This is a genomic window from Streptomyces sp. DT190, from assembly GCF_049846985.1.
Taxonomy (GTDB): Bacteria; Actinomycetota; Actinomycetes; order Streptomycetales; family Streptomycetaceae; genus Streptomyces.
In genome coordinates, this window is the sequence record NZ_JBNCNM010000012.1 from 246,276 (window position 1) to 270,006 (window position 23,731).

The 23,731-nt window shown below is 73.1% G+C and carries 24 protein-coding genes; 9 read left to right on the forward strand and 15 right to left on the reverse strand.

What is annotated here, in order from left to right; translation table 11 throughout:
* Positions 1-59: 59 nt before the first annotated feature.
* Entirely contained in the window at positions 60-1,343 is a 1,284-nt protein-coding gene (locus ACPXCS_RS22345) for a thymidine phosphorylase (RefSeq protein WP_425948295.1), read from the forward strand.
* A gap of 506 nt (positions 1,344-1,849) precedes the next feature.
* On the opposite strand, the gene ACPXCS_RS22350 is transcribed toward ACPXCS_RS22345, so the two are convergent.
* A complete protein-coding gene (locus tag ACPXCS_RS22350) occupies positions 1,850-2,521 on the reverse strand; it encodes a DUF4097 family beta strand repeat-containing protein (RefSeq protein ID WP_425948293.1) in 672 nt (223 codons plus the stop codon).
* A gap of 221 nt (positions 2,522-2,742) precedes the next feature.
* Here ACPXCS_RS22350 and ACPXCS_RS22355 point away from each other — a divergent pair, with 221 nt between their 5' ends.
* Positions 2,743-3,540 (forward strand): helix-turn-helix domain-containing protein, encoded by a 798-nt coding sequence (locus ACPXCS_RS22355; RefSeq protein ID WP_425948291.1) that lies wholly within the window; start codon positions 2,743-2,745, stop codon positions 3,538-3,540.
* 131 nt (positions 3,541-3,671) lie between these two features.
* On the opposite strand, the gene ACPXCS_RS22360 is transcribed toward ACPXCS_RS22355, so the two are convergent.
* Positions 3,672-4,592, reverse strand: a complete 921-nt coding sequence (locus ACPXCS_RS22360; protein ID WP_425948289.1) for an AEC family transporter — start codon at positions 4,590-4,592, stop codon at positions 3,672-3,674.
* A gap of 135 nt (positions 4,593-4,727) precedes the next feature.
* Between ACPXCS_RS22360 and ACPXCS_RS22365 the strand changes: the two genes are divergently transcribed.
* Entirely contained in the window at positions 4,728-5,114 is a 387-nt protein-coding gene (locus tag ACPXCS_RS22365) for an STAS domain-containing protein (protein WP_425948288.1), read from the forward strand.
* On the opposite strand, the gene ACPXCS_RS22370 is transcribed toward ACPXCS_RS22365, so the two are convergent.
* Positions 4,998-6,014: a sigma-70 family RNA polymerase sigma factor gene (locus ACPXCS_RS22370; protein ID WP_425948286.1), complete on the reverse strand. Its 1,017-nt coding sequence runs from the start codon at positions 6,012-6,014 to the stop codon at positions 4,998-5,000. The genes ACPXCS_RS22365 and ACPXCS_RS22370 overlap by 117 nt on opposite strands.
* 183 nt (positions 6,015-6,197) lie before the next feature.
* On the reverse strand, positions 6,198-7,469 hold the full coding sequence (locus ACPXCS_RS22375) for an MFS transporter (protein WP_425948284.1): 1,272 nt from the start codon (positions 7,467-7,469) through the stop codon (positions 6,198-6,200).
* 63 nt (positions 7,470-7,532) lie between these two features.
* Here ACPXCS_RS22375 and ACPXCS_RS22380 point away from each other — a divergent pair, with 63 nt between their 5' ends.
* Entirely contained in the window at positions 7,533-8,483 is a 951-nt protein-coding gene (locus ACPXCS_RS22380) for a LysR family transcriptional regulator (RefSeq protein WP_425948282.1), read from the forward strand.
* A gap of 75 nt (positions 8,484-8,558) precedes the next feature.
* On the opposite strand, the gene ACPXCS_RS22385 is transcribed toward ACPXCS_RS22380, so the two are convergent.
* Positions 8,559-9,317, reverse strand: coding sequence for an alpha/beta hydrolase (locus ACPXCS_RS22385; protein WP_425948281.1), 759 nt, complete (start codon positions 9,315-9,317; stop codon positions 8,559-8,561).
* Between the two features lie 123 nt (positions 9,318-9,440).
* Between ACPXCS_RS22385 and ACPXCS_RS22390 the strand changes: the two genes are divergently transcribed.
* Both ACPXCS_RS22390 and ACPXCS_RS22395 read left to right on the forward strand, forming a co-directional pair.
* On the forward strand, positions 9,441-10,598 hold the full coding sequence (locus ACPXCS_RS22390; protein WP_425948279.1) for an adenosine deaminase: 1,158 nt from the start codon (positions 9,441-9,443) through the stop codon (positions 10,596-10,598).
* Positions 10,599-10,736: 138 nt separating this feature from the next.
* Positions 10,737-11,090, forward strand: a complete 354-nt coding sequence (locus ACPXCS_RS22395) for an ATP-binding protein (protein ID WP_425948277.1) — start codon at positions 10,737-10,739, stop codon at positions 11,088-11,090.
* Between the two features lie 84 nt (positions 11,091-11,174).
* Here the strand turns inward: ACPXCS_RS22395 and ACPXCS_RS22400 are convergent, their stop codons facing one another.
* The 5 genes from ACPXCS_RS22400 to afsQ1 form a co-directional block, all read right to left on the reverse strand.
* A complete protein-coding gene (locus ACPXCS_RS22400; protein WP_094054970.1) occupies positions 11,175-11,387 on the reverse strand; it encodes a PspC domain-containing protein in 213 nt (70 codons plus the stop codon).
* Between the two features lie 63 nt (positions 11,388-11,450).
* Positions 11,451-12,035 (reverse strand): VanZ family protein, encoded by a 585-nt coding sequence (locus ACPXCS_RS22405; RefSeq protein ID WP_425948275.1) that lies wholly within the window; start codon positions 12,033-12,035, stop codon positions 11,451-11,453.
* A gap of 85 nt (positions 12,036-12,120) precedes the next feature.
* Positions 12,121-12,843, reverse strand: coding sequence for a hypothetical protein (locus ACPXCS_RS22410; RefSeq protein ID WP_425948273.1), 723 nt, complete (start codon positions 12,841-12,843; stop codon positions 12,121-12,123).
* Positions 12,840-14,447 (reverse strand): ATP-binding protein, encoded by a 1,608-nt coding sequence (locus ACPXCS_RS22415; protein WP_425948271.1) that lies wholly within the window; start codon positions 14,445-14,447, stop codon positions 12,840-12,842. Before ACPXCS_RS22415 ends, ACPXCS_RS22410 begins: the two co-directional genes overlap by 4 nt.
* Positions 14,444-15,121 (reverse strand): two-component system response regulator AfsQ1, encoded by a 678-nt coding sequence (gene afsQ1 / locus ACPXCS_RS22420; protein ID WP_010048893.1) that lies wholly within the window; start codon positions 15,119-15,121, stop codon positions 14,444-14,446. Before afsQ1 ends, ACPXCS_RS22415 begins: the two co-directional genes overlap by 4 nt.
* Before the next feature lie 237 nt (positions 15,122-15,358).
* On the opposite strand from afsQ1, the gene ACPXCS_RS22425 reads away from it, so the two are divergent.
* Positions 15,359-16,114 carry a SigE family RNA polymerase sigma factor gene (locus tag ACPXCS_RS22425; RefSeq protein WP_425948269.1) on the forward strand — a complete coding sequence of 252 codons (756 nt, stop codon included), beginning with the start codon at positions 15,359-15,361 and terminating at the stop codon, positions 16,112-16,114.
* Positions 16,115-16,278: 164 nt separating this feature from the next.
* Here the strand turns inward: ACPXCS_RS22425 and ACPXCS_RS22430 are convergent, their stop codons facing one another.
* A complete protein-coding gene (locus ACPXCS_RS22430; protein ID WP_425948268.1) occupies positions 16,279-16,938 on the reverse strand; it encodes a uridine kinase family protein in 660 nt (219 codons plus the stop codon).
* Between the two features lie 101 nt (positions 16,939-17,039).
* Here ACPXCS_RS22430 and ACPXCS_RS22435 point away from each other — a divergent pair, with 101 nt between their 5' ends.
* On the forward strand, positions 17,040-17,447 hold the full coding sequence (locus ACPXCS_RS22435; protein ID WP_425948267.1) for a hypothetical protein: 408 nt from the start codon (positions 17,040-17,042) through the stop codon (positions 17,445-17,447).
* A gap of 68 nt (positions 17,448-17,515) precedes the next feature.
* Here ACPXCS_RS22435 and ACPXCS_RS22440 read toward each other — a convergent pair whose 3' ends face one another.
* Genes ACPXCS_RS22440 through deoC form a run of 3 tightly spaced genes read right to left on the reverse strand, consistent with a single transcriptional unit; the run spans position 17,516 to position 20,847 of the window.
* Entirely contained in the window at positions 17,516-18,406 is an 891-nt protein-coding gene (locus ACPXCS_RS22440) for an aldehyde dehydrogenase family protein (protein WP_425948265.1), read from the reverse strand.
* Complete coding sequence (locus tag ACPXCS_RS22445; protein WP_425948263.1) at positions 18,407-19,864, reverse strand: aldehyde dehydrogenase family protein; 1,458 nt, start codon at positions 19,862-19,864, stop codon at positions 18,407-18,409.
* Positions 19,865-19,884: 20 nt separating this feature from the next.
* Entirely contained in the window at positions 19,885-20,847 is a 963-nt protein-coding gene (gene deoC, locus ACPXCS_RS22450; RefSeq protein ID WP_425948261.1) for a deoxyribose-phosphate aldolase, read from the reverse strand.
* A 101-nt stretch (positions 20,848-20,948) separates the two neighbouring features.
* On the opposite strand from deoC, the gene ACPXCS_RS22455 reads away from it, so the two are divergent.
* The gene (locus ACPXCS_RS22455) at positions 20,949-21,665 is read left to right on the forward strand and encodes a PH domain-containing protein (protein WP_425948260.1); all 717 of its coding nucleotides are present in this window, start codon (positions 20,949-20,951) and stop codon (positions 21,663-21,665) included.
* Between the two features lie 266 nt (positions 21,666-21,931).
* Here ACPXCS_RS22455 and ACPXCS_RS22460 read toward each other — a convergent pair whose 3' ends face one another.
* Positions 21,932-23,563 carry a phospho-sugar mutase gene (locus tag ACPXCS_RS22460; RefSeq protein WP_425948258.1) on the reverse strand — a complete coding sequence of 544 codons (1,632 nt, stop codon included), beginning with the start codon at positions 23,561-23,563 and terminating at the stop codon, positions 21,932-21,934.
* Between the last annotated feature and the right edge of the window lie 168 nt (positions 23,564-23,731).

Here is a 23,731-nt window from a genome sequence, read left to right on the forward strand (position 1 = left end):
CTCCTGAGTCGATCAGGGGGGCCGTACGGCTTGTGGAACCCTCGGAAGGAAGCCAAGCCATGGCCATGGACGCCATCTCCGTCATCCGCGCCAAGCGGGACCGCGGCGAACTCAGCGACGAGCAGATCGACTGGGTCATCGACGCGTACACCCGCGGGGAGGTCGCCGACGAGCAGATGTCCGCGCTCGCCATGGCGATCCTGCTCAACGGCATGAACCGCCGCGAGATCGCCCGCTGGACCGCCGCGATGATCGCCTCCGGCGAGCGCATGGACTTCTCCTCCCTGTCCCGCCCGACCTCCGACAAGCACTCCACGGGCGGCGTCGGCGACAAGATCACCCTCCCGCTGGCCCCGCTGGTCGCCGCCTGCGGCGCGGCCGTCCCGCAGCTGTCCGGCCGCGGCCTCGGCCACACCGGCGGCACCCTCGACAAGCTGGAGTCGATCCCCGGCTGGCGGGCGCTGCTCTCCAACGAGGAGATGCTGCACGTCCTGGACACCACGGGCGCGGTGATCTGCGCGGCGGGCGACGGCCTGGCCCCCGCCGACAAGAAGCTGTACGCGCTGCGCGACGTCACCGGCACGGTCGAGGCGATCCCGCTGATCGCCTCCTCGATCATGTCGAAGAAGATCGCCGAGGGCACCGGCTCGCTGGTCCTGGACGTCAAGGTCGGCACGGGCGCCTTCATGAAGACCATCGAGGACGCCCGCGAACTGGCCTCCACCATGGTCGGCCTGGGCACCGACCACGGCGTGCGGACGGTCGCGCTCCTCACCGACATGTCGACCCCGCTGGGTCTGACCGCCGGAAACGCCCTGGAGGTCCGCGAGTCCGTCGAGGTCCTGGCGGGCGGCGGTCCCGCGGACGTGGTCGAGCTGACGATCGCCCTGGCCCGCGAGATGCTCGACGCGGCCGGGGTGAAGGACGCCGACCCGGCGAAGGCCCTGGCCGACGGCTCGGCCATGGACGTCTGGCGGCGGATGATCGCGGCGCAGGGCGGCGACCCGGACGCGGAGCTGCCGGTGGCCCGCGAGCAGCACGTGATCAAGGCCCCGGCCTCCGGTGTCCTCACCCGCCTCGACGCCTACGACATCGGCGTGGCCGCCTGGCGCCTGGGCGCGGGCCGCGCCCGCAAGGAGGACCCGGTGCAGGCGGGCGCGGGCGTCGAGATGCACGCCAAGCCGGGCGACACGGTGACGGAGGGCCAGCCGCTGCTCACCCTGCACACCGACACCCCGGACCGCTTCGCGTACGCCCTCCAGGCGGTCGAGGGCTCCTGGGACATCGCGGCCGCGGGCACGGACTTCACGCCGTCGCCGGTGGTGCTGGAGCGCATCGCCTGACCCGCGCTCCGCTCGGGCCCACGCACGAGGGCGGCGCACCCCGGCAGTCGTCCGGGGTGCGCCGCCCTCGTGCGTGCGGGCCCGCCGCGTGCGGCCGCGGCGGCGCCACGGCGGTCACCGCGGGTCGGATTCGCGCCCGGCCTTCCGCCGGAGGCAGCCGAGGCCCGTCCGGGCCGGGGGTGCGCACGGCCGGCCCGGCCGCCTCCGCGCCGCGGGCGGCCCGCCAGTCCTGCCGGTCCCGCCGGTCCTGCCGGTCCCGCCGGTCCTGCCGGTCCCGCCGGTCCGGGAGGGCCCGCCGGTCCGGGAGGGCCCGCGGCTCGTCCCGGCCGCCGTCGCCGGCGCCGCGCGGGACGACCGCGGGGACCGGGGAGGGGGAAGGGCGTGCCCTCCGGGACGACCGGGGCGGCGCCGTCCAGGACGGTTTTGTCGCCGTGGGACGGGCGTGGGCCGGTCGCCGCTCCGGCCGGGCCGGTCCTGGGAGGTGCTCCTTCACAGGCCGCGGCCGGTCACAGGCTGCGGGCGGTGATGTCGCCGTAGGCGGTGGTCGCGTGGATGGTCAGGGCGGCGGAGGCGCCGTCGCTGTTGCGCAGGGTGTTGTTGACCCGGCCGTGGGCGGTGCCGGCGTCCAGGGAGGCGGAGACGCCACGGGCGGCGCCGACCGTGATCCCGCCGTGCTCGGTGCGCAGCCTGAGCGTGCCGCGCAGGGCCTCGTCGACGGTGATGTCGCCCTTCTGGGTGCTGATCTCCGCGGCGCCGTTCAGACGGCCGACCGTGACGTCGCCGGCCGCGACGACCAGCCGGGCGTCCGCGACCTCGTCGAGCTTGACCGTGGCCTGCGCGCCCTCGAAGACGACGTCCCCGAGCCGCCCGACACCACGGAGGTCGCCGGCGGCGACCTTCGCCTCCACGGGGGAGCCGGCGGGCAGCTGGACGGTGACCTCGACGGCACCGGAGTGCCCGAGGATCCGCTTCTTGGCCTCGGGGGCGGTGATCCGCAGGACACCGTCGGCGCAGGTGACCTCGATCCGCTCCGCGGCCCGCACGTCGCGGTTCTCGGAGGCGTCGGCGGGCAGGACCTCGACCGTGGTGTCGGCGTGGTCGGCGGCGATGAGGCGGAGGTTCCCGGCGGGGATGTCGAGGACGGCGGAGACCGGGCCGGTGGTGTGGAACTTCTGCATCGTGCACTCCTTCGATCCGCGTTTCTGACACCGCAAACGCTACGTTGCGTTCATGGGCGTGGCAACAAGCTTGTTGCACATGAAACGCATCGATGCAGGTAGAGCTGGTTATTTCGTTGCAACGGGTTATGAGGTAATGCAACAGCGGAGTACGTGACGCGTTGCAATCGAACCAGGTGAACGCTACTGTGGGGCCTCCACGCGCCACGGAGGAGATCGCGATGCCGGGAGGCAGACTCACCCAGCAGGAACGCCAGCAGATCGCGCTGGGACTGGCCGACGGACTCGCCTACGCCGAGATCGCCCGACGCCTCGACCGCCCGACCTCGACCATCACGCGCGAGGTGATGCGCAACGGCGGCCCCACCGCCTACCGCGCGGACCTCGCCCACCGCGCCACCGAGCAGCGCGCCCACCGCCGCAGGAAGGCGGCGCCCGGCGGGGGAGCAGGCGCGCCCCCGATGCCCCACGGCCGCGACCCCGAGGCGGTGCGCGCGTACGAGGAGGTGTTCACCACCCTCTTCATGCGGCAGGGCCTGCCCAAGATGATGTCCCGGGTGCTGACCTGCCTGTACACCACCGACGAGGGCAGTCTCACCGCCGCCGAACTCGTCCGCCGGCTCCAGGTCAGCCCGGCGTCCGTCTCCAAGGCGGTGGCGTTCCTCGAAAGCCAGGGCCTCATCCGCCGCGAGCGCGACGAGCGCCGCCGTGAGCACTACATCGTCGACGACGACGTCTGGTTCCAGTCGATGATCGCCGCCGCGGAGGGCAGTGCCGAGATCGCAGCGGCGGCGCGGCAGGGGGTCGGCATCCTCGGCCCCGGCACCCCGGCCGCCGTCCGCCTGGAGGGCATCGCCCGCTTCGTCGACTTCGTCAGCGAGAGCATCACCCGCGCGGCCGAACAGGCCCGCGGCGTCCTCTATGCGAAGCCCCCGGTGGCAGCGGACGGCACCGCCGAGCCGGACGCGGACCCGGACGACGACGACCAGGCCACGACCGCCACGACCGCCACGGTCTGAGGGGGCGCGCGCTCCACCGGCGCGCCACCGGCGTTCCACCCCCCCGCACGCCCCCGACCGCGGCGAGGGCCCCGGACCCAGCCCGCCCGCCCCGAGCACGCCTCCCCAGGCCCCACGCCCCGCCCACCGCGTCACCCCAGCAGAGCCGCCACCACCACCAGTACCGGCACTGCCAGCACCGTCGACAGCAGGATCGCCTCGCGGGCCAGCACCTCGCCCACCCGGTAGCTGCTCGCGTACGTGAACAGGTTCTGCGCCGCCGGCAGGGCGGACGTGACCACCACGTCGAGCAGGGGAGCCCCGTGCAGACCGAACACGCCCGCCGCCAGGGCCCAGGCGGCCAGCGGCTGGGCGACCGACTTGAGGGCCACGGCGAGGAGCACCGGGCCCCGCTCCGCGCCGCGCAGCGGCAGGGTGCTGCCGCGCAGGGAGATGCCGAAGGCCAGCAGGACCGCCGGGACCGACATGTTGCCGATCAGGACGAGGGGGTCCATCAGCGGCCCCGGCACCGTCACGCCCGACGCCGACGCCGCCACCCCGGCCAGTGAGCCCAGCGCTATCGGGTTGCGCAGCGGGGTGAGCAGGCGCTGCCACAGGGGCCGCTTCTCGCCGCCGCCCGCGAGGTCCAGGATCGTGAGTGCCACCGGTGTGACACCGACCAGCTGGAACAGCAGCACCGGCGCGACCAGCGACGCGTCGCCCAGCACGTACACGGCGATCGGGATGCCCAGGTTCCCGGAGTTGACGTAGCTGGAGCACAGGGCGCCGATCGTGGTGCGGCCCACCCCCCAGCCGCGAGCGGCGCCCACCGCCACGAAGACGCCCGCCGCCGCTGCCGTGCTCAGCGCCGTGACCAGCAGCCGGTCGGAGAAGATCACCGACAGGTCGGCCCGGGCGAGCGTCGTGAACAGCAGGGCGGGGGAGGCCACGTGGAAGGCGAGCCTCGTGAGCACCTCGCGCCCGCCGTCGCCCAGGTACCCCCGGCGGCCGATCAGATAGCCGACCCCGATGACGACGGCGATCACCGCGAAACCGCTCAGCACCCCTTGCACGGCACCCCCCGACCGGCGGAGGAGGAGTCACACGGCACGGGAGGGGAAGATGCATGGGGCATACAGCAAACCCTCCGGGTCGAGCCGCACCCGGGTCAATGTGATCCTCGCGGCGCCGACGGACCGGACCGCCCGATGAGTTACCGCCGCCCGCCCGGTCTACCGCTCGTGGACGCCATGACACCGCCCGTGCTCGTACTGCCCGGAGCCGTCACCCGGGACGAGGTGAACGGGCTGAGCGACGACGTACGGGCACTGCTGCAGGCCGGCGGTGCCCGGGTCGTGGTCTGTGACGTCGCAGGGCTGGGCCCGCCGGGCCTGGCCGCCGTGGAACTGCTGGCGCGGCTGCAGCTGGCCGCCCGCCGGGCCGGGGGCCGGATCCGGCTGCGCGACCCCGACCCGGCCCTATGCGCCCTGCTCGACCTGGTCGGTCTCCGCTTCGAGATGGAGGGGGAGGTCGAAGAGCGGGAACCAGCGCTGGGTGTCGAGGAAGCAGTGGAACCCGGTGATCCGGCCGTCTGAGATCTCCAGCACCTGGACCGCCCACGGCGTGAAGCCGCCCTTCTCCGGGTCCGGCTTGTACTGGGCGAACCCCGGCAGGCCGTTGACCTGGACCGGCACCAGCCGGGAGCCCGCGCAGGGCGCGCCGAGCGTCGTCATGAAGCCCGTGATGTCCCGCACGCCGGTCAGCCACAGGTCGAACGGCGGCATCGTCATCACGGCGTCCTCGTGCAGCAGCGCCGTGAGCGCCGTCATGTCGTAGCCCTCGAAGGCCGCGACATAGCGGTCCAGCAGCTTCTGCTGGTCCTCGTCGAGCGGGTCCGACACGGCCGCCTCCGCGCCCGGCTCCTGCCGCTCGGCGAGGGTGGCGCGGGCCCGCTGGAGGGCGCTGTTGACCGATGCCACGGACGTGCCCAGCAGCTCGGCGACCTCGCTCGCCTTCCAGGCCAGCACCTCGCGCAGGATGAGCACGGCCCGCTGCTTGGCCGGCAGTTGCTGCAGGGCCGCCATGAACGCGAGCCGCACGGACTCCTTGGCGACCGCCGCCTCCGCCGGGTCGTGGGTGGTGGGCAGCACGCGGGCGTCCGGCATGGGCTCCAGCCAGGTGTTGTCCGGTCGGGGGGAGAGGGCCGCCTGGGCCAGCGGGGTGGAGTCCGTGAGATCCATGGGCCGGGCGCGCTTGTTGCCCGCGGTCAGCATGTCCAGGCACACGTTCGTCGCGATGCGGTAGAGCCAGGAGCGGAGGCTGGAGCGCCCCTCGAACTTGTCGTAGCTGCGCCAGGCGCGGACCATGGTGTCCTGCACCGCGTCCTCCGCCTCGAAGGAGGAGCCGAGCATCCGGTAGCAGTAGCCCGTCAGCTCCGTGCGGTGTGCCTCCAGCCTGGTGTCCAGATCCGTCGGTGTCGCCGTGCCGTTCGCCATCTCCACCCACCCCTGTGGACCTTCTGTTCGCGCGCCATCGCGCCCCAGCACTTCGGAAGCTACCGCAGCCCACTGACAACGGCCCCCTGAGCGGGCAAAGGCGCAGGTGGGAAGGGGTGATCACTCCTCGGGGGTCCCGCCGCACCCCCTTCGCAGCAGGCGCACCGGGAGCGGCCCGGAGCCTCAGGCGGCGGTGGCGACCCGCTGCCGCAGCCGTGCCGCCCGCGTCCCGAACACCGTGATCGTCACGACGCCCAGCACCGCCAGCAGCCCGACCCCGACGGTCCCGGCCCAGCCGCCCGCGTGGAAGGCGAGGGCGCCGGCCGTGCTGCCCGCGCTGGAGCCGATGTAGTACGCGGACTGGTACAGCGCGGAGGCCTGGGCGCGGCCGTGCGCGGCGGTCTTGCTGACCGCCGAGGAGGCCACCGCGTGGCCCGCGAAGAAGCCCGCCGTGATGAGGACCAGGCCCAGCAGGACCAGCGGCAGGGAGCCCGCCAGGGACACCAGCAGACCCGCCGTCGTCGTCCCGCCGGCCGCGTACAGCGCGCCCCGGCGGCCCAGCCGGCCCACCAGGCGGCCGGCGGTCGACGCGGACACCGTGCCGACCAGGTACACCAGGAAGATCGAGCCGACGATGCCCTGCGGCAGCCCGAACGGTGCCTCAGTCAGCCGGTAGCCGATGACCGTGTACACACCGCCGAACACCGTCATGAACAGCGCGCCGATCGCGTACAGCCGGCACAGCAGCGGGTCGGACAGGTGGTCGCGGACGGTGCGCGCCAGCACGCGGGGCCGCAGCGAGCCGGCCGTGAAGTGCCGCGGCGCGGGCAGCAGCGCCCGGAAGGCCACCGCGCAGGCCACGGCGAGCGCGCCGACGACGCCGACGGCCACCCGCCAGCCCCACTCCTGCGCGACCCAGCCGGTGATCACCCGGCCGCTCATCCCGCCGACGCTGTTGCCCGCGACGAACAGCCCGATCGCGGTGACCAGCGCCTTGGGGCTGACCTCCTCCGCGAGGTAGGCGGTCGCCGACGCCGGCAGCCCGGCGAGCGCGGCGCCCTGCAGCGCCCGCAGCACGACCAGGACGCCCAGCGAGGGGGCGAAGGGCACCAGCAGCCCGACGGTCACCGCCACGGCCAGCGAGGCCGTCATGACGGTCCGCCGTCCGAAGCGCTCCGACAGCGCGCTCATCGGCAGCACGAACAGCGCCAGTCCGCCCGTCGCGGCGGCCACGGTCCAGCTCGCGTCGCTCGCGGTCACCCCGAACTCGCCGGAGATCAGCGGGAGCAGCGCCTGGGTGGAGTACAGCAGCGCGAAGGTCGCGACACCGGCGAGGAAGAGGGCGAAGCTCATCCGGCGGTAGCCGGGCCCGCCCGGGGACATGCGGGGGTCGGAAGCAGGGACGGAGGCAGCGGCGCCCACGACGGTGGACGCCCCGGTACTGGCGGGAGACATGCCTCGAACCTACGGACGCCGCCACTGATCCGTCCAATGCATGGAACGGTCATAATCGTTCCCATGGTGCATCAACACAGTTCAGCGGAGTGGCTGTCACCGTTCAGTGACACAGAAGACATGGTGATGTCGCTGGCCCCGCGCCTGGCGTACTTCGCCGGCGTGGCCCGCACCGAGCACGTCACCCGCGCGGCCCGGGAGATGGACGTCCCGCAGTCGACGCTCTCCCGGTCCATGGCCCGGCTGGAGCAGGACCTGGGGGTGGACCTGTTCGCCCGCCACGGCCGCACGGTCTCCCTCACCCCGGCCGGCCGCACCTTCCTCACCTCCGTCGAGCGCGCCCTGGGGGAGATCGGGCGCGCCGTCGAGGAGGTGCGGGCCGACGCCGACCCCGCCACCGGCAAGGTCGCCTTCGGTTTCCTGCACACCATGGGCGCCGAGACCGTGCCCGGCCTCCTCCAGGCCTTCCGCGCCGACCACCCCCGCGTCCGCTTCAGCCTCGTGCAGAACTACGGCGAGGCCATGCTGGAGCGCCTGCGCGCGGGCGACCTGGACCTGTGCCTGACGTCCCCGGTCCCCGACGCCCCCGACCTGGTCGCCCGCCGCCTGGACGAGCAGAAGCTCCGCCTGGTGGTCCCCGCCGACCACGCCCTGGCCGGCCGCCGCCGCGTCCGCCTGGCCGAGGCGGCCGACGAAACCTTCGTCACCCTGGAACCCGGCTACGGCCTGCGCCGCATCACCGACGACCTGTGCGCGGAGGCCGGCTTCAAACCCCGCATCGCCTTCGAGGGGGAGGAGGCCGAGACCCTGCGGGGCCTGGTGGCGGCGGGGCTCGGAGTCGCGCTCCTGCCACCGCCGGCGGTCCCGCGCCCCGGCGTGGTCGAACTGACGGTGACCGCACCCAGGGCGGTCCGGGAAATCGGCGTGGCCTGGCTGGAGGGCCATCCGGACACGCCGCCGGTGGCCGCCTTCAAGAAGTTCCTTCTCTCGAGAAGGGGCAGCCTGTTGCCCTGATCCCGGGGGCGCGGGGAACTGCGCGGGCGACCGCACACGACCCGCGGGCCGAAGAGCACGGCAACCCGGACGGCGCTACCGCCGCGCAGGACTGAATCCCGCAGCGAGCGGCATCCGCAGCCCCAGCGGCGGCGGCGCGGCCAGCGCGTCCCGCACGGGCCGCGACACGGCCCGTCCGAACACCGCCCCCATCACGAAGTCCTCGGCCAGCGCCAGTACTTCGTCCCGGTACTGGTGCAACCCGTGCCCGTCCGCGTGCACTTCGAACCGGCACACGTCCCGGTTCGCCTTCTTCGCCCGCGCCGCCAGCCGGAAGGACAACTCCGGGTCCGTCCGCCCGTCGTTGGTGCCGTGCACGATCAGCACCTGCCGGCCCACCAGCTGCTTCACCGGTTCGGGTGGCGCGGCCACGTCCTCCTCCGGCAGCCAAGGAGCGAGCGCCACAGCGGAGTTGACGGCCTCGTGCCCCGCCGCGCGCAGCGCCGCCCGCCCGCCCATCCCGATCCCGGCGAGGCAGACCGGCACGTCCCCGTACCGCCGTACGGCCTCGTCCGCCGCCCACGCCGCGTCGCGCGCGAGATTGGCCTCGCTGCCGTTCCAGCCGCGGCAGCGGTAGTGCACCACGTGGACGGCGAGCCCCTCCTCCCGGCCCGCGCGGGCCAGCCGCCGCCCCAGGGCACGGACCGAGGCCGTCGCCAGCAGGGGCGCGGGCCTGCGGCCGGAGACCTCCTCGCCACCGGGGAGCAGCAGCACCACGCCGCTCACCGCCGTCGGCTCCGGTCCGAGTGTCCTTCCCAGCCGGGCCATGCGAGCCGGCGTCGCTTGGTGTGCCATGACAGAACAGTGTCAGAAGGGCGGGTGTACTCCACCCGTCCCGGGGGTCACCGTTACGTATCGACGGAAACGTAAAGCAGCCGGGGACGCGCCGTCTACGCGCGTAGGAGTTACAGTGCGGAAATGACGAGCCAGACCATCGCGAACACCCCGACCACGGACCAGATCCGCCGGGCGCCCAAGGTTCTGCTGCACGACCATCTCGACGGCGGCCTGCGTCCCGCCACGATCGTCGGACTCGCCCGCGACAGCGGCTACACCGAGCTCCCCGAGACCGACCCGGAAAAGCTCGGCGACTGGTTCCGCGAGGCCGCCGACTCCGGTTCCCTGGAGCGGTACCTGGAGACGTTCTCGCACACCGTCGCCGTCATGCAGACCCGCGACGCCCTGGTCCGGGTCGCCGCCGAGTGCGCCGAGGACCTCGCCGCCGACGGCGTCGTCTACGCCGAGGTCCGCTACGCGCCCGAGCAGCACCTGGCGGGCGGCCTGAGCCTCGAAGAGGTCGTCGAGGCCGTCAACGAGGGCTTCCGGGAAGGCGAGCGGCGCGCCCGGGAGAACGGACTGCGCATCCGCGTCGGCGCCCTGCTCACCGCCATGCGGCACGCCGCCCGGGCCCTGGAGATCGCCGAACTCGCCAACCGCTACCGCGACCTGGGCGTGGTGGGGTTCGACATCGCGGGTGCCGAGGCCGGCTACCCGCCCACCCGGCACCTCGACGCCTTCGAGTACCTCAAGCGCGAGAACAACCACTTCACCATCCACGCCGGCGAGGCCTTCGGGCTGCCCTCCATCTGGCAGGCCCTGCAGTGGTGCGGCGCCGACCGGCTCGGGCACGGGGTGCGCATCATCGACGACATCACGATCCACGAGGACGGCCGCGTCGAACTCGGGCGGCTCGCCTCCTACGTCCGGGACAAGCGCATCCCGCTGGAGCTGTGCCCGAGCTCCAACCTCCAGACCGGGGCCGCGTCCTCGTACGCCGAGCACCCCATCGGGCTGCTGCGCCGGCTGCACTTCCGGGCCACCGTCAACACGGACAACCGCCTGATGTCCCACACCAGCATGAGCCGGGAATTCGAGCACCTTGTCGAGGCATTCGGCTACACGCTCGACGACATGCAGTGGTTCTCCGTCAATGCGATGAAATCAGCGTTCATTCCTTTCGATGAACGACTGGCCATGATCAATGACGTGATCAAGCCCGGATATGCCGAGCTGAAATCCGAATGGCTGTTCCGTCAAACTGCTTCCACCAGCGGTTCTTCACCCTCCGAGGGCTGACCGGGCGGAAATCGGCACACGGCGAATGCGGGCGGTGTTCACAATCCGTCCGCATTTCGATGTTTGCGGCGGGCGGCGCCGGGTGTCTACGGTCGCTGGACCCCTCACACCCCGTCATCCATTACGAGGACGCCTTTCATGAAGCAGTCTGCTGCCAAGTCCCTCGGTGTCGCCGCTCTCGGTGCCGCTTTCGCCGCCGCCGGTGCGGGCGCCGCCAACGCCGCCCCGGCCCTCCCGGACACCGCCCAGACGCTCGAGACCGTCACGACGGCGCTCCCGGCGGAGCAGCTCTCCCAGACGCTGCCGGGCTCGGGCGAGGCGCTGGGGCAGGGCCAGACGGCGGCCGGTGCCGGTCTCGCCGCCGCCCAGCCGGTCGCCGAGCAGCTGCTGGCCGAGGGCCCGACCGGCCCCGCCGCCAAGCTGCTGGGCGGTCTCCCGGTGCAGGGCCTGCCCACGCACGGCCTGCCGGTGAACGGCATTCCGGTCGGCTGACCGCACGCCGAGGCGGACACCCACGCCGATGGGGCGCACCCCTGGACACGGGGTGCGCCCCATCGGCGCTTCGGCGCCGGCGCGTCACCAGGCCGTCTGCGCCTTGCTCTGCGTCCCGCTCTCCGACGGCAGCAGGATCCACAGGGCGATGTAGAGCAGGAACTGAGGGCCCGGCAGCAGGCAGGAGACCAGGAAGATCACCCGCATCGTCGTGGCGGAGGTGCCGAAGCGCCGTGCCAGTGCGGCGCACACTCCGCCGATCATGCGGCCGTGGGTGGGGCGGGCGAGGCGGGACATGCGCGACTCCTTCAACGTCGGTGCGTGAGGCCTCCGGTGCGAGTACCCCATCTGCACTCCACGCTACGGAGACGAAGGGGGCAAAGCGTCGCTCCACGGGGCGATCCCGACCCTGGGAATCGTCGGGGTCCGACCCTGAGCCGGCTCCTCGGCGGCCAGGGGTGCGCGCGGCGGCCACACGGTGGCGCGGCGGCGCAGCCAGGAGCGCCCGGCGGGCACCAGCGCGAGATGCGCGAGGGCGACGCCCGCGGTGTTCAGGAACAGCGAGTCGACATCGACGACCTGGCCGGGAACCCCGGTCTGCAGCAGCTCGATGCTCAGCGACAGCAGGGCGCCGGCCGCGGCGGTGCGCAGCAGCGACACCAGGGGCGAGACGACCAGCCGGCCGCTCGCCATCGGCAGCAGCACCCCCAGCGGGGCGAGCAGGGCCAGCTTCTCGCCGATCGGGCGGACCGCCCCGGGCCAGCCCAGGGCGAGGTCGGCCCGGACCCCGGCGAAGGGCCGCAGATTGGCGGGCATCACCCAGGGCACGTCCAGCGGTCGCAGCGTCAACCAGGCGACGAACACGAGATGCGCGACGAGGAGGACACCTCCTGTCACCCGGACGCGGAACGCGGCGCTGCCGCCGATGGAGCCTTGACGCTGCACGCCCCCCTAGACGCCGCCCCCGGCAGGATCGGTTCCGGGAGGGGCCCCGGTACGCCGGTGAGGCATGCGCCACAACCGGCCCGCGTCACTCCGCGGCGACCTCCTTGGCGGGCGGTGCCGTGCTGCCCGGGCGGGCCCGCACCTCGTCGGTGCACTCGTAGCGGCGCGGCGGCTCGGCGCCGGGGCCCGCCAGGACCACGGAGCCGTCGCCCTCGGCGGCCGCCGAGTCGGAGAAGGTGCACACGATCTGCGCGAGGGCGTACGAGGTGAGGCTCTCCGGCGCCGTGCCGAGCCGCAGCGTGTCGTCCGGGTCGCCGGGCCGGGGCCCGCCCACGGTGATGCCGCCGCGGACGTCCGTGCTGTACCCGGCCTCCTTCTCGGCCGGCGACGGCGGCTGCGCGAGCTGGTCCAGCAGCCCCTGCGCGACGAGCACACGCCGCTCGGAGTCGGCCGCGCCGTCCGCGACCCGTACGGTCCGGTCGACGGTGACGAGCTGGGAGCCGCACAGCAGGAACACCTGCACCGGCAGCCCCCGCGCGGCTTGCGTCGACACGTCCGGCTCGGTCAGCGAGCACTGCACCCGCGAGGGCGCGGGCCCGAAGTTCGTCGGCACCTCGGTGGCCCGGATCCCGCACCCGGCGAGCAGCACGGCGAGCACCGGGAGGCCGGCCAGCCGGGACACGCGCGCCGGGCGCCGCCACCGCCCGTCCCGGGCCGTGATCGCCACCGGGGCCGGGCGGGCCCGCCCGGGCGCCACCGGGCCCGCACCGCGTGCCGCCGCAGCGGCCCGTGGACGTCGTACGGTCATCGGGCGTCCCCCTTCGCGTCCTCACCCGTGTCGTGGCCCGCCTCGTCCCCCGGCGCGTCGCCGTCCCCGGCGGGCCGCTCCCCGGGCTCGGAGGAGTCGCGCGGCAGCCGCAGGGTGAACACCGCGCCGGAGTCGGGCGAGTTGGCCGCGGTGATCTCGCCGCCGTGGATGTGGGCGTTCTCCAGGGCGATGGACAGGCCCAGGCCGCTGCCCTCGGAGCGCGGCCGGGAGGCGCTGGCCTTGTAGAAGCGGTCGAAGACGTGCGGCAGGACGTCCTCGGGGATGCCGGGCCCGTGGTCCCGCACCGCGATGACGAGCGAGTCGTCCTCCTCGCGGACGGACACCCGCACCGGGGAGCCGCCGTGTTTGAGCGCGTTGCCGATGAGGTTGGCCAGTATGACGTCCAGGCGGCGCGGGTCCAGCCGGGCGTGGATGCCGCGCTCGGCGTCCAGCTCGACCGCGTCCAGCCAGGCGCGGGCGTCGATGCAGGCGGTGATCTGGTCGGCGATGTCGACGTCGTCCAGCACGAGCCGGGCGGTGCCCGCGTCGAAGCGGGTGACCTCCATGAGGTTCTCGACCAGGTCGTTCAGGCGGCGGGTCTCGCTGACGACGAGCCGTACGGCCGGCTCGATCATCGGGTCCATGCTGCCGGTCTCCGCCTCCAGCTCCTCCTCCAGCACCTCCGTGACGGCGGTGATGGCGGTCAGCGGCGTCCGCAGCTCATGGCTCATGTCCGCCACGAACCGCCGGGAGGCCTCGTCCCGCGCGGCCATGTCGGCGACCCGTTTCTCCAGCGCCTCGGCCGCGTTGTTGAAGGTCCGCGACAGATCGGCCAGTTCGTCCGTGCCGGACACCCGCAGCCGGGTGTCGAGCTTGCCCTCGCCGAGCCGCCGGGCGGCCGCCCCGAGCCGCTGCACCGGCTTCAGCACGGTCGTCGCCGCGGCCTGCGCGAGCAGCGCCGAGCCGATCAGCGCCAGGCCCGTGGCGATCCCCAGCGACCAGGCCAGCGAGTTGAGGTCCTTGGCCTCCGGCTCCAGGGACTTGAGCATGTACCCGGTCGGGCCGCCGCCGATCACCCGCGTGCCCGCCACGAGGTAGGGGGTGTCGTGGTCGACTATCCGCTGCCAGTACAGGTGGTGCGGGTGCTTGTTGGTCCCGTCGACCTTCTGCGTCTTGTTCACCGCGGTGCGCAGCGACACCGGCACGTCTTGCAGCGAGAAGCCGTTCAGCCCGCCGGAGCTGCCGTAGACGGTCCTGCCGTCGGCGTTGCGGGCCACCAGCAGCACGCTGAAGCGCTGGTCGCTGCCGGCCATCTGGCCCGCCGTGTGCTGCAGTTCGTCCTGCGTCGGCCGCTCGGGCAGCGCGCTCGCCCGGTTCTGCATCTCCTGCTCGAAGTCCCGCAGCACGGCGTCCTGGGTGCGGGTGAGCACGGCCTCGCGGTTGAGCCAGTACGCGATGCCGGACGCGGACACGGCCGCCGTCAGGGCCACCAGGCCGAAGACGAGGACCAGCCTCAGCCGCAGGCTCGTGAAGCGCAGCCGCGACAGAACTCCCTTGCGTGCCGCGGTCCAGCCGCGGGTACCCCCCGGGTCCTGCTGGGTCACTGAGGCGGATCCAGCCGGTAGCCGACACCCCGCACGGTACGGATCAGCGTCGGGGACGACGGCACGTCCTCGACCTTGGCGCGCAGCCGCTGGACGCAGGCGTCCACCAGCCGCGAGTCGCCCAGGTAGTCGTGCTCCCAGACCAGCCGCAGCAGCTGCTGCCGGGACAGCGCCTGCCCCGGCCGCCGGCTCAGCTCCAGCAGCAGCCGCAGCTCGGTCGGCGTGAGCTGGAGGTCCTCGCCGTTCTTGGTCACGGTCATCGCCGAGCGGTCGATGACGAGGCTGCCGAAGGTCGCCGCGTCGTTGGACTCCCGCTCGCCGCGCCGCAGCACGGCCCGGATCCGGGCGTCCAGCACCCGCCCCTGCACCGGTTTCACGACGTAGTCGTCGGCGCCGGACTCCAGCCCGACCACCACGTCGATGTCGTCGCTGCGCGCGGTCAGCAGGATGATCGGCAGTTGGTCCGTGCGCCGGATGCGCCGGCACACCTCGAACCCGTCGATGCCGGGCAGCATCACGTCCAGCACGATCAGATCCGGCCGCTGCTCGCGCAGCAGCTTCAGACCGTCCTCACCGCTGGCAGCGGTCGCCACGCGGTGTCCCTGGCGCGTCAGTGAGAGCTCCAGGGCCGTCCGGATGGCGTCGTCGTCCTCGATCAGCAACAGGGAAGGCACGGGCTCATTCTGGCCCATGGAGGGCTCGGGGTTCGACCGGTGGGCCCGAGAGGATCCCGCCGGTACCCGTGAACCCTGTGGACGAGGTGTGTGCGTCCTGTGGCCGGCCCCTGTGACAGGTCTGTGACAGTCGGCGGACACGGCGATGAAAGTGCCGCGGCAAGCTTTTCGGCACAGGCAAGGAAGCCCGCCCGACCGGCGGGCCGCACACCGGAAGTCCACGACGGGGGGCGCGAGATGAACACGCTGCACGGCACCAGCACCAGCGCAGTGATCACGCGTCTGCACGACGTGCACCGGGGTCCGGAGAAGTCCGGTGCCGTGAGCGGGCGGGGGTGCGCTCGCGGCACCGGGCGTCAGCACACCGGGTTCATGACGGTGGTTGACGCACGCACGGGGGAGAGCAAGGGGACGGGGGCGGTTCACGGGGGAGCCGCGTACGGGGAGGACTCGGGGGAGCGCCGTTCACTGACGGAGGCGGAGTTCACCGCCTACGTCCAGGAGCGCCGCGCCTCCCTGTACGCCACCGCCTACCACCTGACCGGCGACCGCTTCGAGGCCGAGGACCTGCTGCAGAGCGCCCTGTTCTCGACCTACCGGGCGTGGGACCGGATCAGCGACAAGGCCGCGGTCGGCGGGTACCTCCGCCGCACCATGACCAACCTGCACATCAGCGCCTGGCGGCGCCGCAAGCTCAACGAGTACCCGACCGAGGAACTGCCGGAGACGCCCGGCGACACGGACGCGATGCGCGGCACCGAGCTGCGCGCGGTCCTGTGGCAGGCGCTGGCCCGGCTGCCCGAGCTCCAGCGCACCATGCTGGTCCTGCGCTACTACGAGGGCCGCACGGACCCGGAGATCGCGGACATCCTCGACATCAGTGTCGGCACGGTGAAGTCCAGCATCTGGCGGTCGCTCCGCCGGCTGCGCGAGGACGAGGTCCTCAGCTTCGGCCGTGACGAGGAGGACGCCTTCGGCGAGCTCGTGGCCTGAAGGTACGGGGGGGAGCACCACAGGAGGGGGCCCACGGGGGATCTGTGGAGACGCTGGGGGGCGTCTTCCCAGGAGAGTGGGGACAGGGGGGACGGGGGAAACGGGGAGCGGGACTGGAGGGCCGGGGGGTCCGTCCAGTCCCGCTTTTTCACGTCCCGGGGCCGTCAGGCCGCCGTGCGCATGCCCTCGCAGCGGCCCGCCGCCGCGGCCGCCAGCCGGCCCATCGCCTCGTCGCGGTCGCAGGCGTACGCGCCCAGCGCGGTCTGGCGCGCGACGATCGAGCGCTCCTGCCGCATCAGGCGCCAGCCGCGGCGCAGCAGGAACGTCACCGACTTGCGCCCCTCCCTCAGATCCCGCAGGAAGCGGCGCCGGAAGGTCTTCACCGAACCGCGGCTCAGGCACAGCGCGTCGGCGAGGACGCCGAGCTCGCGGCAGCGCGTGACGATCTCCGCGGCGAAGATGCCCTCCGCGATGAACAGCGGGGTGCGTCCGATGTCGACCGTCTCCGCGCCGGTACGGGCGCTGAGCCCGAGGTCGTAGACGGGCACCTCGGTACGGCCCGTGCCGCACAGCTCGGTGATCGCGGCGACGGCGGCGTCCGCGTCCCAGGAGTCCGGGTGGTCCCAGTCGATGTCGGAGCTCCCCGCCACCAGGGGCAGAGTCGGGTCGTCGCCCTCCTTGTAGAAGTCGTCGAGGCGCAGCACCGGAAGGCCGGAGCGGGCCGCGAGGAGGGACTTGCCGGAGCCGGAGGGGCCGCAGAGCAGCACGACTCGCGCGGGTATGGGCAGAGGGGAACTCACGGGACACCAGTGTGAGGCATCCATCGGGCGCCGTACGACCCCGCGGGTCGGCTTTGATGCGCGCGTCACACCTCAACTACCCTTCGCGTTGATTCGGTTACCGAGTGCATCAGAAGGTGGCAGCGATGGCCCGACACGACTCCCCCAAGAAGCCGACCGCCCGGCGCGCTCTGGCCCTCCTCGCCACCGCGGGGGCGGCGCTGGGCGCGGGCACGACGACGGCCGCGGCGGACACCACGTCCCTCCTCGGTGTGGTCAACACCCGCCCCACCGACCTCGGCAGGATCGACCCGCAGTCCGGCCTCCAGGCCACCACCGGCACGCTCGGCTACGTCACCGGCCCGGTCGCCGGCCTCAAGCCCAACCCGCTCGCCGGCACCGGGGTCGATCCGCTCGACAACGGCGTGGGCACCCAGCTCGCCGACTTCAAGCCGATGACGTCCCAGGCGCTGACGGGGCCGGTGGCGCAGGCCCAGTCCATCGCGAGCATCCCGGTGGTGGGACAGGCGGCCGGGCTGCTCTCGCAGCAGTAGGCGCGCACGCGGCGAAGCCCCGGCCCTCCCGGACGGAGGAGGGCCGGGGCTTCAGCTGTGGGGGGCGCCTAGTAGGAGGAACCCGACGCGCCCAGCGACCCCGTGGGGTGCCAGACCGTCTTGGTCTCCAAAAACGCCGTCATGCGGTCGGTGCCCGGCGTCCGCGCGTAATCCACAGGCTGTGGACGGAGAACGCGCTTGAGGTTGTCGGCCGCGGCGATCTCCAGCTCCTTGGCGAGGACCTCGTCGGCGCCCGCGAGGTCGATCGCGTTGACGTCCTGGTGGGCGGCGAGCGGGGTGGCGATCTCCGCCGTGCGGCCCGACAGGACGTTGACCACGCCGCCGGGGACGTCCGAGGTGGCCAGCACCTCGGCCAGCGACAGGGCGGGCAGCGGGGCCTTCTCGCTGGCCACCACGACCGCCGTGTTGCCGGTGGCGATCACCGGGGCGAGCACCGACACCAGGCCCAGGAAGGACGAATCCTGCGGTGCCAGGACGGCGACCACGCCCGTCGGCTCGGGGGAGGACAGGTTGAAGAACGGGCCCGCCACCGGGTTGCCCCCGCCGACCACCTGGGCGATCTTGTCGGTCCAGCCCGCGTACCAGACCCAGCGGTCGATCGTCGCGTCCACGACGACGGCCGCCTTGGACTTCGACAGGCCCTCCGCGTCGGCCACCTCGCGCACGAACTGGTCCCGGCGGCCCTCCAGCATCTCGGCGACGCGGTAGAGCACCTGGCCCCGGTTGTAGGCCGTCGCCCCGGACCAGCCGCCGAACGCCTTGCGGGCCGCGACGACCGCGTCCCGGGCGTCCTTGCGGGAGGACAGGGGCGCGTTGGCCAGCCACTTGCCCTTTGCGTCGGTCACCTCGTACACCCGGCCGCTCTCGGAACGCGGGAACTTCCCGCCGACGTACAGCTTGTAGGTCTTGAACACACTGAGACGGTCAACTGCATTCATTTAACGCTCGCCCTCCGGGCTCGACGGGGCGAGGTACGCCTCCAGGCCGTGGCGGCCGCCCTCGCGGCCGAAGCCCGACTCCTTGTAACCGCCGAACGGCGACGTCGGGTCGAACTTGTTGAACGTGTTGGACCAGACGACACCCGCGCGGAGCTTGTTCGCGACCGCCAGGATGCGCGAGCCCTTCTCCGTCCAGATGCCGGCGGACAGCCCGTACGGCGTGTTGTTGGCCTTGGCGACCGCCTCGTCCGGCGTGCGGAACGTCAGCACCGACAGCACCGGGCCGAAGATCTCGTCCCGGGCGACGGTGTGCGCCTGCGTGACGTTCGTGAACAGCGTCGGGGCGAACCAGTAGCCGCTCTCGGGCAGTTCGCAGGCGGGCGACCAGCGCTCGGCGCCCTCCGCCTCGCCCCGCTCGACGAGCGAGGTGATGCGGGTCAGCTGCTCCTCGGAGTTGATCGCGCCGATGTCGGTGTTCTTGTCCAGCGGGTCGCCGAGGCGGAGCGTGGACAGACGGCGCTTCAGCGACTCCAGGAGCTCCTCCTGGATCGACTCCTGCACCAGCAGGCGGCTGCCGGCGCAGCAGACCTGGCCCTGGTTGAAGAAGATGCCGTTGACGATGCCCTCGACGGCCTGGTCGATCGGGGCGTCGTCGAAGACGATGTTGGCGCCCTTGCCGCCGAGCTCCAGCGTGACCTTCTTGCGGGTGCCGGCGACCGTGCGGGCGATCTCCTTGCCGACGGCCGTGGAGCCGGTGAAGGCGACCTTGTCCACGTCCGGGTGGGCGACCAGCGCCGCGCCCGCGTCCCCGAAGCCCGGCAGGATGTTGACGACGCCCTTGGGCAGGCCCGCCTGGCGGCAGATGTCCGCGAAGAACAGGGCGGACAGGGGGGTCGTCTCGGCGGGCTTCAGCACGACCGTGTTGCCCGTCGCCAGGGCCGGGGCGATCTTCCACGCCAGCATCAGCAGCGGGAAGTTCCAGGGGATGACCTGGCCCGCGACACCCAGCGGCCGGGGGTTCGCGCCGAAGCCGGCGTGGTCGAGCTTGTCGGCCCAGCCCGCGTAGTAGAAGAAGTGCGCCGCGACCAGGGGGAGGTCCGCGTCGCGGGTCTCCTTGATCGGCTTGCCGTTGTCGAGGGTCTCCAGGACGGCCAGCTCACGGCTGCGCTCCTGGATGATCCGCGCGATGCGGAACAGGTACTTGGCGCGCTCCGAGCCGGGCAGCGCCGACCACTTCTCGAACGCCCGGCGGGCGGCCTTCACCGCGCGGTCGACGTCCTCGGAACCGGCCTGCGCGATCTCGGAGAGGACCTCCTCTGAGGACGGCGAGACGGTCTTGAAGACCTTGCCGTCGGCCGCCTCGACGAACTCGCCGTCGATGAACAGGCCGTAGGAGGGCGCGATGTCGACGATCGCGCGCGACTCGGGGGCCGGGGCGTAGGCGAATACGGATGACACGTTGTCCATGGTCATGGGGCTCAGTCCACCGTCACGTAGTCGGGACCGGAGTAGCGGCCGGTGGCCAGCTTCTGGCGCTGCATCAGCAGGTCGTTGAGCAGCGAGGAGGCGCCGAAGCGGAACCAGTGGTTGTCCAGCCAGTCCGCGCCCGCCGTCTCGTTGACCAGCACGAGGAACTTGATGGCGTCCTTCGACGTACGGATGCCGCCGGCCGGCTTCACGCCGACCTGGATGCCGGTCTGGGCGCGGAAGTCGCGCACCGCCTCCAGCATCAGCAGCGTGTTCGCCGGGGTCGCGTTGACCGCGACCTTTCCGGTGGAGGTCTTGATGAAGTCCGCCCCCGCCAGCATCCCGAGCCAGCTCGCGCGGCGGATGTTGTCGTACGTCGAGAGCTCGCCCGTCTCGAAGATGACCTTCAGGCGCGCCGAGGTGCCGCAGGCCTCCTTCACGGCGGTGATCTCGTCGTACACCTTCAAGTATCGCCCCGCGAGGAACGCCCCGCGGTCGATGACCATGTCGATCTCGTCGGCGCCCGCGGCGACGGCCTCGCGCACGTCGGTCAGCTTGACGTCGAGCGAGGCCCGGCCGGCCGGGAACGCCGTGGCCACCGAGGCGACCTTCACGCCGGAGCCGGCGACGGCCTCCTTGGCCACGCCCACCATGTCGGGGTAGACGCAGACCGCGGCCGTGGCGGGCGTCGTACGGTCCGTCGGGTCGGGCCTGACCGCCTTCGCGCCGAGCGCCCGGACCTTGCCCGGGGTGTCCGCGCCTTCCAGCGTCGTCAGGTCGACCATCGAGATGGCGAGGTCGATGGCGTACGCCTTCGCGGTCGTCTTGATCGAACGCGTGCCGAGGGAGGCCGCACGCCCCTCGAGCCCGACCGCGTCGACGCCCGGGAGCCCGTGGAGGAAGCGGCGCAGCGCGCTGTCGGACGAGGCGACGTCCTTGAGGGGGTGAGCTGCGGTGAGTGCAGAACTGGGCATGGTCACCAGACGAGCATATCTACGCGCGTAGCGGCTGTACAGCCCTCCGACTCTCCTCGGGCCGATGACGGAGCCCGGAAGCGGTCCGGCAGAATCGAGACATGACGAGCCCCGAGTCCCAGTCGCCAGCGCCGCAGCCTTCGGAGCCCGAGTCCAAGGACCGGGTGTACCGGTCGATTCCGGCCATCGCCGGTGGTGTGCTGCTGCTCGCCGTCGTCGGATGGCTCGGGATCGACGCCGTCCTCTCGGGCGAGGGGCGCACGCCGTGGCTGGCCCTGGCCCTGATGCTCCTGGTGGTGCCGCTGGTGGTCGCCTTCACGCTGCGGCCCGCCGTGTACGCCGGCGGCGACCGGCTGCGCATCCGCAACCCGTTCCGCGTGATCGTGGTGCCGTGGGGGAAGGTCGCGTCCCTGCGGTCCGCCTATTCGAACGAGGTCCTCACCGAGTCCGGTGCGAAGTACCAGCTGTGGGCCGTACCCGTGTCGCTGCGCGCCCGCAAGAAGGCCGCGCGGCGCGAGATGCGGGCGACGGCGCAGGCGCGGCGGGCGATGGGCCGGGGCGACAGCCGGGACGAGGGCCGGGGCGGTGCGCTCGGCATGCGGACGGGGCTCGGGGGCGGTCTCGACCACGGGCCCGTCTCCGACGGTCCGGTCCGGGCCGAGACCGACCGGATCGTCGACGACCTGCGCGCGCTGCACGAGGCGCGGCACGGGGCGGAGTCCGCGCAGGGGGAGGTCACCGTGCGCTGGGCCTACGAGGTGATGGGGCCGGCGGCCGCGGGTGCGGTGCTGGTGCTGGTCCTGCTGCTGGTGGGCTGACCCGGGGGCCGGGGGCCGCGGACTGGGGACCGGGGGCCGGCTGCGGGGTCGACCGGGTGGGGGCGGTCGGGTGCGGCGTTGTGCGGCTGCGGCCCCGTGCGGCCTCGTGCGGCGGTGGTCCCGTGCGGCGTTGTGCGGCTGCGGTCCAGTGCGTTGCCCTGTGGCGCCCCGTGCGGCCCTGGGGCCGAGTGGTGCGCCGGGCCGGGCTCAGCGTGAGGTGGGCCCCCCGCGTCCGCGGGGGGCCCTGCGGCCCCGGTGTCTCGGGGTCAGATGCCCGCAGCCGCCGCGAGGTCGCGCTTGATCGCCTCCAGGACCTCCGTCGCCTGCGCGCGGGCCGCGGGGAGGCCGGCGTGCGAGGTGACCGGGACGACGACCTCCAGGTAGCACTTCAGCTTCGGCTCGGTGCCGCTCGGGCGGACGATCACCCGGGCGCCTTCCAGCGTGTAGCGCAGGCCGTCCGTGGGCGGGAGGGTGTCCGTGCCCTGCGTGAGGTCGTCGGTGCGGGTGACGGGCAGACCGGCCAGCTCGGCCGGGGGCTGCTCGCGCAGGCGGGTCATCGCCGCCGTGATGAGGGAGAGGTCCTCCACGCGGACCGACAGCTGGTCCGTCGCGTGCAGGCCGTGCTCCACCGCCAGGTCGTCCAGGAGGTCGAGGAGGGTGCGGCCCTCCTCCTTCAGCTGCGAGGCCAGTTCCGTGACCAGGAGCGCCGCCGTGATGCCGTCCTTGTCGCGGACGCCGTCGGGGTCCACGCAGTAGCCGAGGGCCTCCTCGTAGCCGTAGCGCAGGCCCTCCGCGCGGGCGATCCACTTGAAGCCGGTCAGGGTCTCGACGTGGCGCAGGCCCGCCTTCTCGGCGATACGGCCGAGGAGGGAGGACGAGACGATCGACTCCGCGAAGGTGCCGGTCGCGCCGCGGCGGACCAGGTGGGCGGCGAGGAGCGCGCCGACCTCGTCGCCGCGGAGCATGCGCCAGTCGGAGCCGTCCTGGACGGCGACGGCACAGCGGTCCGCGTCCGGGTCGTTGGCGATGATCAGGTCCGGGGCGCTCTCGCGGGCCGTGGCGAACGCCAGGTCCATCGCGCCGGGCTCCTCCGGGTTGGGGAACGCGACGGTCGGGAAGTCCGGGTCTGGGTCGGCCTGCTCCGTGACCAGGACCGGCTCCGGGAAGCCGGCGCGGGCGAAGGCGGCCAGGAGGACGTCCTTGCCGACGCCGTGCATCGCCGTGTACACCGTGCGGGCGGTGCGGGGCGAGCCCTCGGCGAGGACGGCGTCCGTGCGCGCGAGGTAGGCGTCGAGGACGCTGTCGTCGAGGGTGGTCCAGCCTTCGGTCGGGCGGCGGACCGTGGTCAGGGACGGGACGGCGGCGATCTCGGCGGCGATGTCGATGTCCGCCGGGGGGACGATCTGGGAGCCGTCGCCGAGGTACACCTTGTAGCCGTTGTCGCGGGGCGGGTTGTGGCTGGCCGTGACCTCCACGCCCGCGACCGCGCCCAGGTGCCTTATCGCGAACGCGAGGACGGGCGTGGGCAGGGGGCGGGGGAGGACCGCCGCGCGCAGGCCGGCGCCGGTCATGACGGCGGCGGTGTCGAGGGCGAAGTCGTGCGACTTGTACCGGGCGTCGTAGCCGATGACGACGAGGCCGTTGTCGTGGCCCTGCTTCTTGAGGTACGCGGCGAGGCCCGCGGCGGCGCGGATGACGACCGTGCGGTTCATGCGCAGGGGGCCGGCGCCGAGTTCGCCGCGGAGGCCGGCCGTGCCGAACTGCAGGGTGCCGGCGAAGCGGGCGGCGAGTTCGGCGTGGTCCCCGGCGTCGATGAGGCGCGCGAGCTCGGTGCGGGTGTCCGGGTCGGGGTCCTCGGTGAGCCACGCCTGGGCCTGTGCGATGAGTTCGTCGTGCACGGTCTGTGTCAGCCTCTCCGGTTGTCGTGGGTGCGGGTGCGAGTGCGGGTGCCTGCGGCGGACTGGGCGGGGTGCGCGTCTTCGCCTGACGGTGGGGGTGGGGCGGGGGGGGGGCGGGGGGGGGGGGGGCGGGGGGGGGGGGGGGGGGGGGGGGGGGCCCGACGGCGG

Excerpts from the sequence above, each read along its gene's own strand:
- ACPXCS_RS22345 (WP_425948295.1), top strand. The coding sequence starts at position 60 with ATGGCCATGGACGCCATCTCCGTCATCCGCGCCAAGCGGGACCGCGGC.
- ACPXCS_RS22350 (WP_425948293.1), bottom strand. The coding sequence starts at position 2,521 with ATGCAGAAGTTCCACACCACCGGCCCGGTCTCCGCCGTCCTCGACATC.
- ACPXCS_RS22355 (WP_425948291.1), top strand. The coding sequence starts at position 2,743 with ATGCCGGGAGGCAGACTCACCCAGCAGGAACGCCAGCAGATCGCGCTG.
- ACPXCS_RS22365 (WP_425948288.1), top strand. The coding sequence starts at position 4,728 with ATGAGTTACCGCCGCCCGCCCGGTCTACCGCTCGTGGACGCCATGACA.
- ACPXCS_RS22370 (WP_425948286.1), bottom strand. The coding sequence starts at position 6,014 with ATGGCGAACGGCACGGCGACACCGACGGATCTGGACACCAGGCTGGAG.
- ACPXCS_RS22375 (WP_425948284.1), bottom strand. The coding sequence starts at position 7,469 with ATGTCTCCCGCCAGTACCGGGGCGTCCACCGTCGTGGGCGCCGCTGCC.
- ACPXCS_RS22380 (WP_425948282.1), top strand. The coding sequence starts at position 7,533 with ATGGTGCATCAACACAGTTCAGCGGAGTGGCTGTCACCGTTCAGTGAC.
- ACPXCS_RS22385 (WP_425948281.1), bottom strand. The coding sequence starts at position 9,317 with ATGGCACACCAAGCGACGCCGGCTCGCATGGCCCGGCTGGGAAGGACA.
- ACPXCS_RS22390 (WP_425948279.1), top strand. The coding sequence starts at position 9,441 with ATGACGAGCCAGACCATCGCGAACACCCCGACCACGGACCAGATCCGC.
- ACPXCS_RS22395 (WP_425948277.1), top strand. The coding sequence starts at position 10,737 with ATGAAGCAGTCTGCTGCCAAGTCCCTCGGTGTCGCCGCTCTCGGTGCC.
- ACPXCS_RS22400 (WP_094054970.1), bottom strand. The coding sequence starts at position 11,387 with ATGTCCCGCCTCGCCCGCCCCACCCACGGCCGCATGATCGGCGGAGTG.
- ACPXCS_RS22410 (WP_425948273.1), bottom strand. The coding sequence starts at position 12,843 with ATGACCGTACGACGTCCACGGGCCGCTGCGGCGGCACGCGGTGCGGGC.
- ACPXCS_RS22425 (WP_425948269.1), top strand. The coding sequence starts at position 15,359 with ATGAACACGCTGCACGGCACCAGCACCAGCGCAGTGATCACGCGTCTG.
- ACPXCS_RS22430 (WP_425948268.1), bottom strand. The coding sequence starts at position 16,938 with ATGGATGCCTCACACTGGTGTCCCGTGAGTTCCCCTCTGCCCATACCC.
- ACPXCS_RS22435 (WP_425948267.1), top strand. The coding sequence starts at position 17,040 with ATGGCCCGACACGACTCCCCCAAGAAGCCGACCGCCCGGCGCGCTCTG.
- ACPXCS_RS22440 (WP_425948265.1), bottom strand. The coding sequence starts at position 18,406 with ATGAATGCAGTTGACCGTCTCAGTGTGTTCAAGACCTACAAGCTGTAC.
- deoC (WP_425948261.1), bottom strand. The coding sequence starts at position 20,847 with ATGCCCAGTTCTGCACTCACCGCAGCTCACCCCCTCAAGGACGTCGCC.
- ACPXCS_RS22455 (WP_425948260.1), top strand. The coding sequence starts at position 20,949 with ATGACGAGCCCCGAGTCCCAGTCGCCAGCGCCGCAGCCTTCGGAGCCC.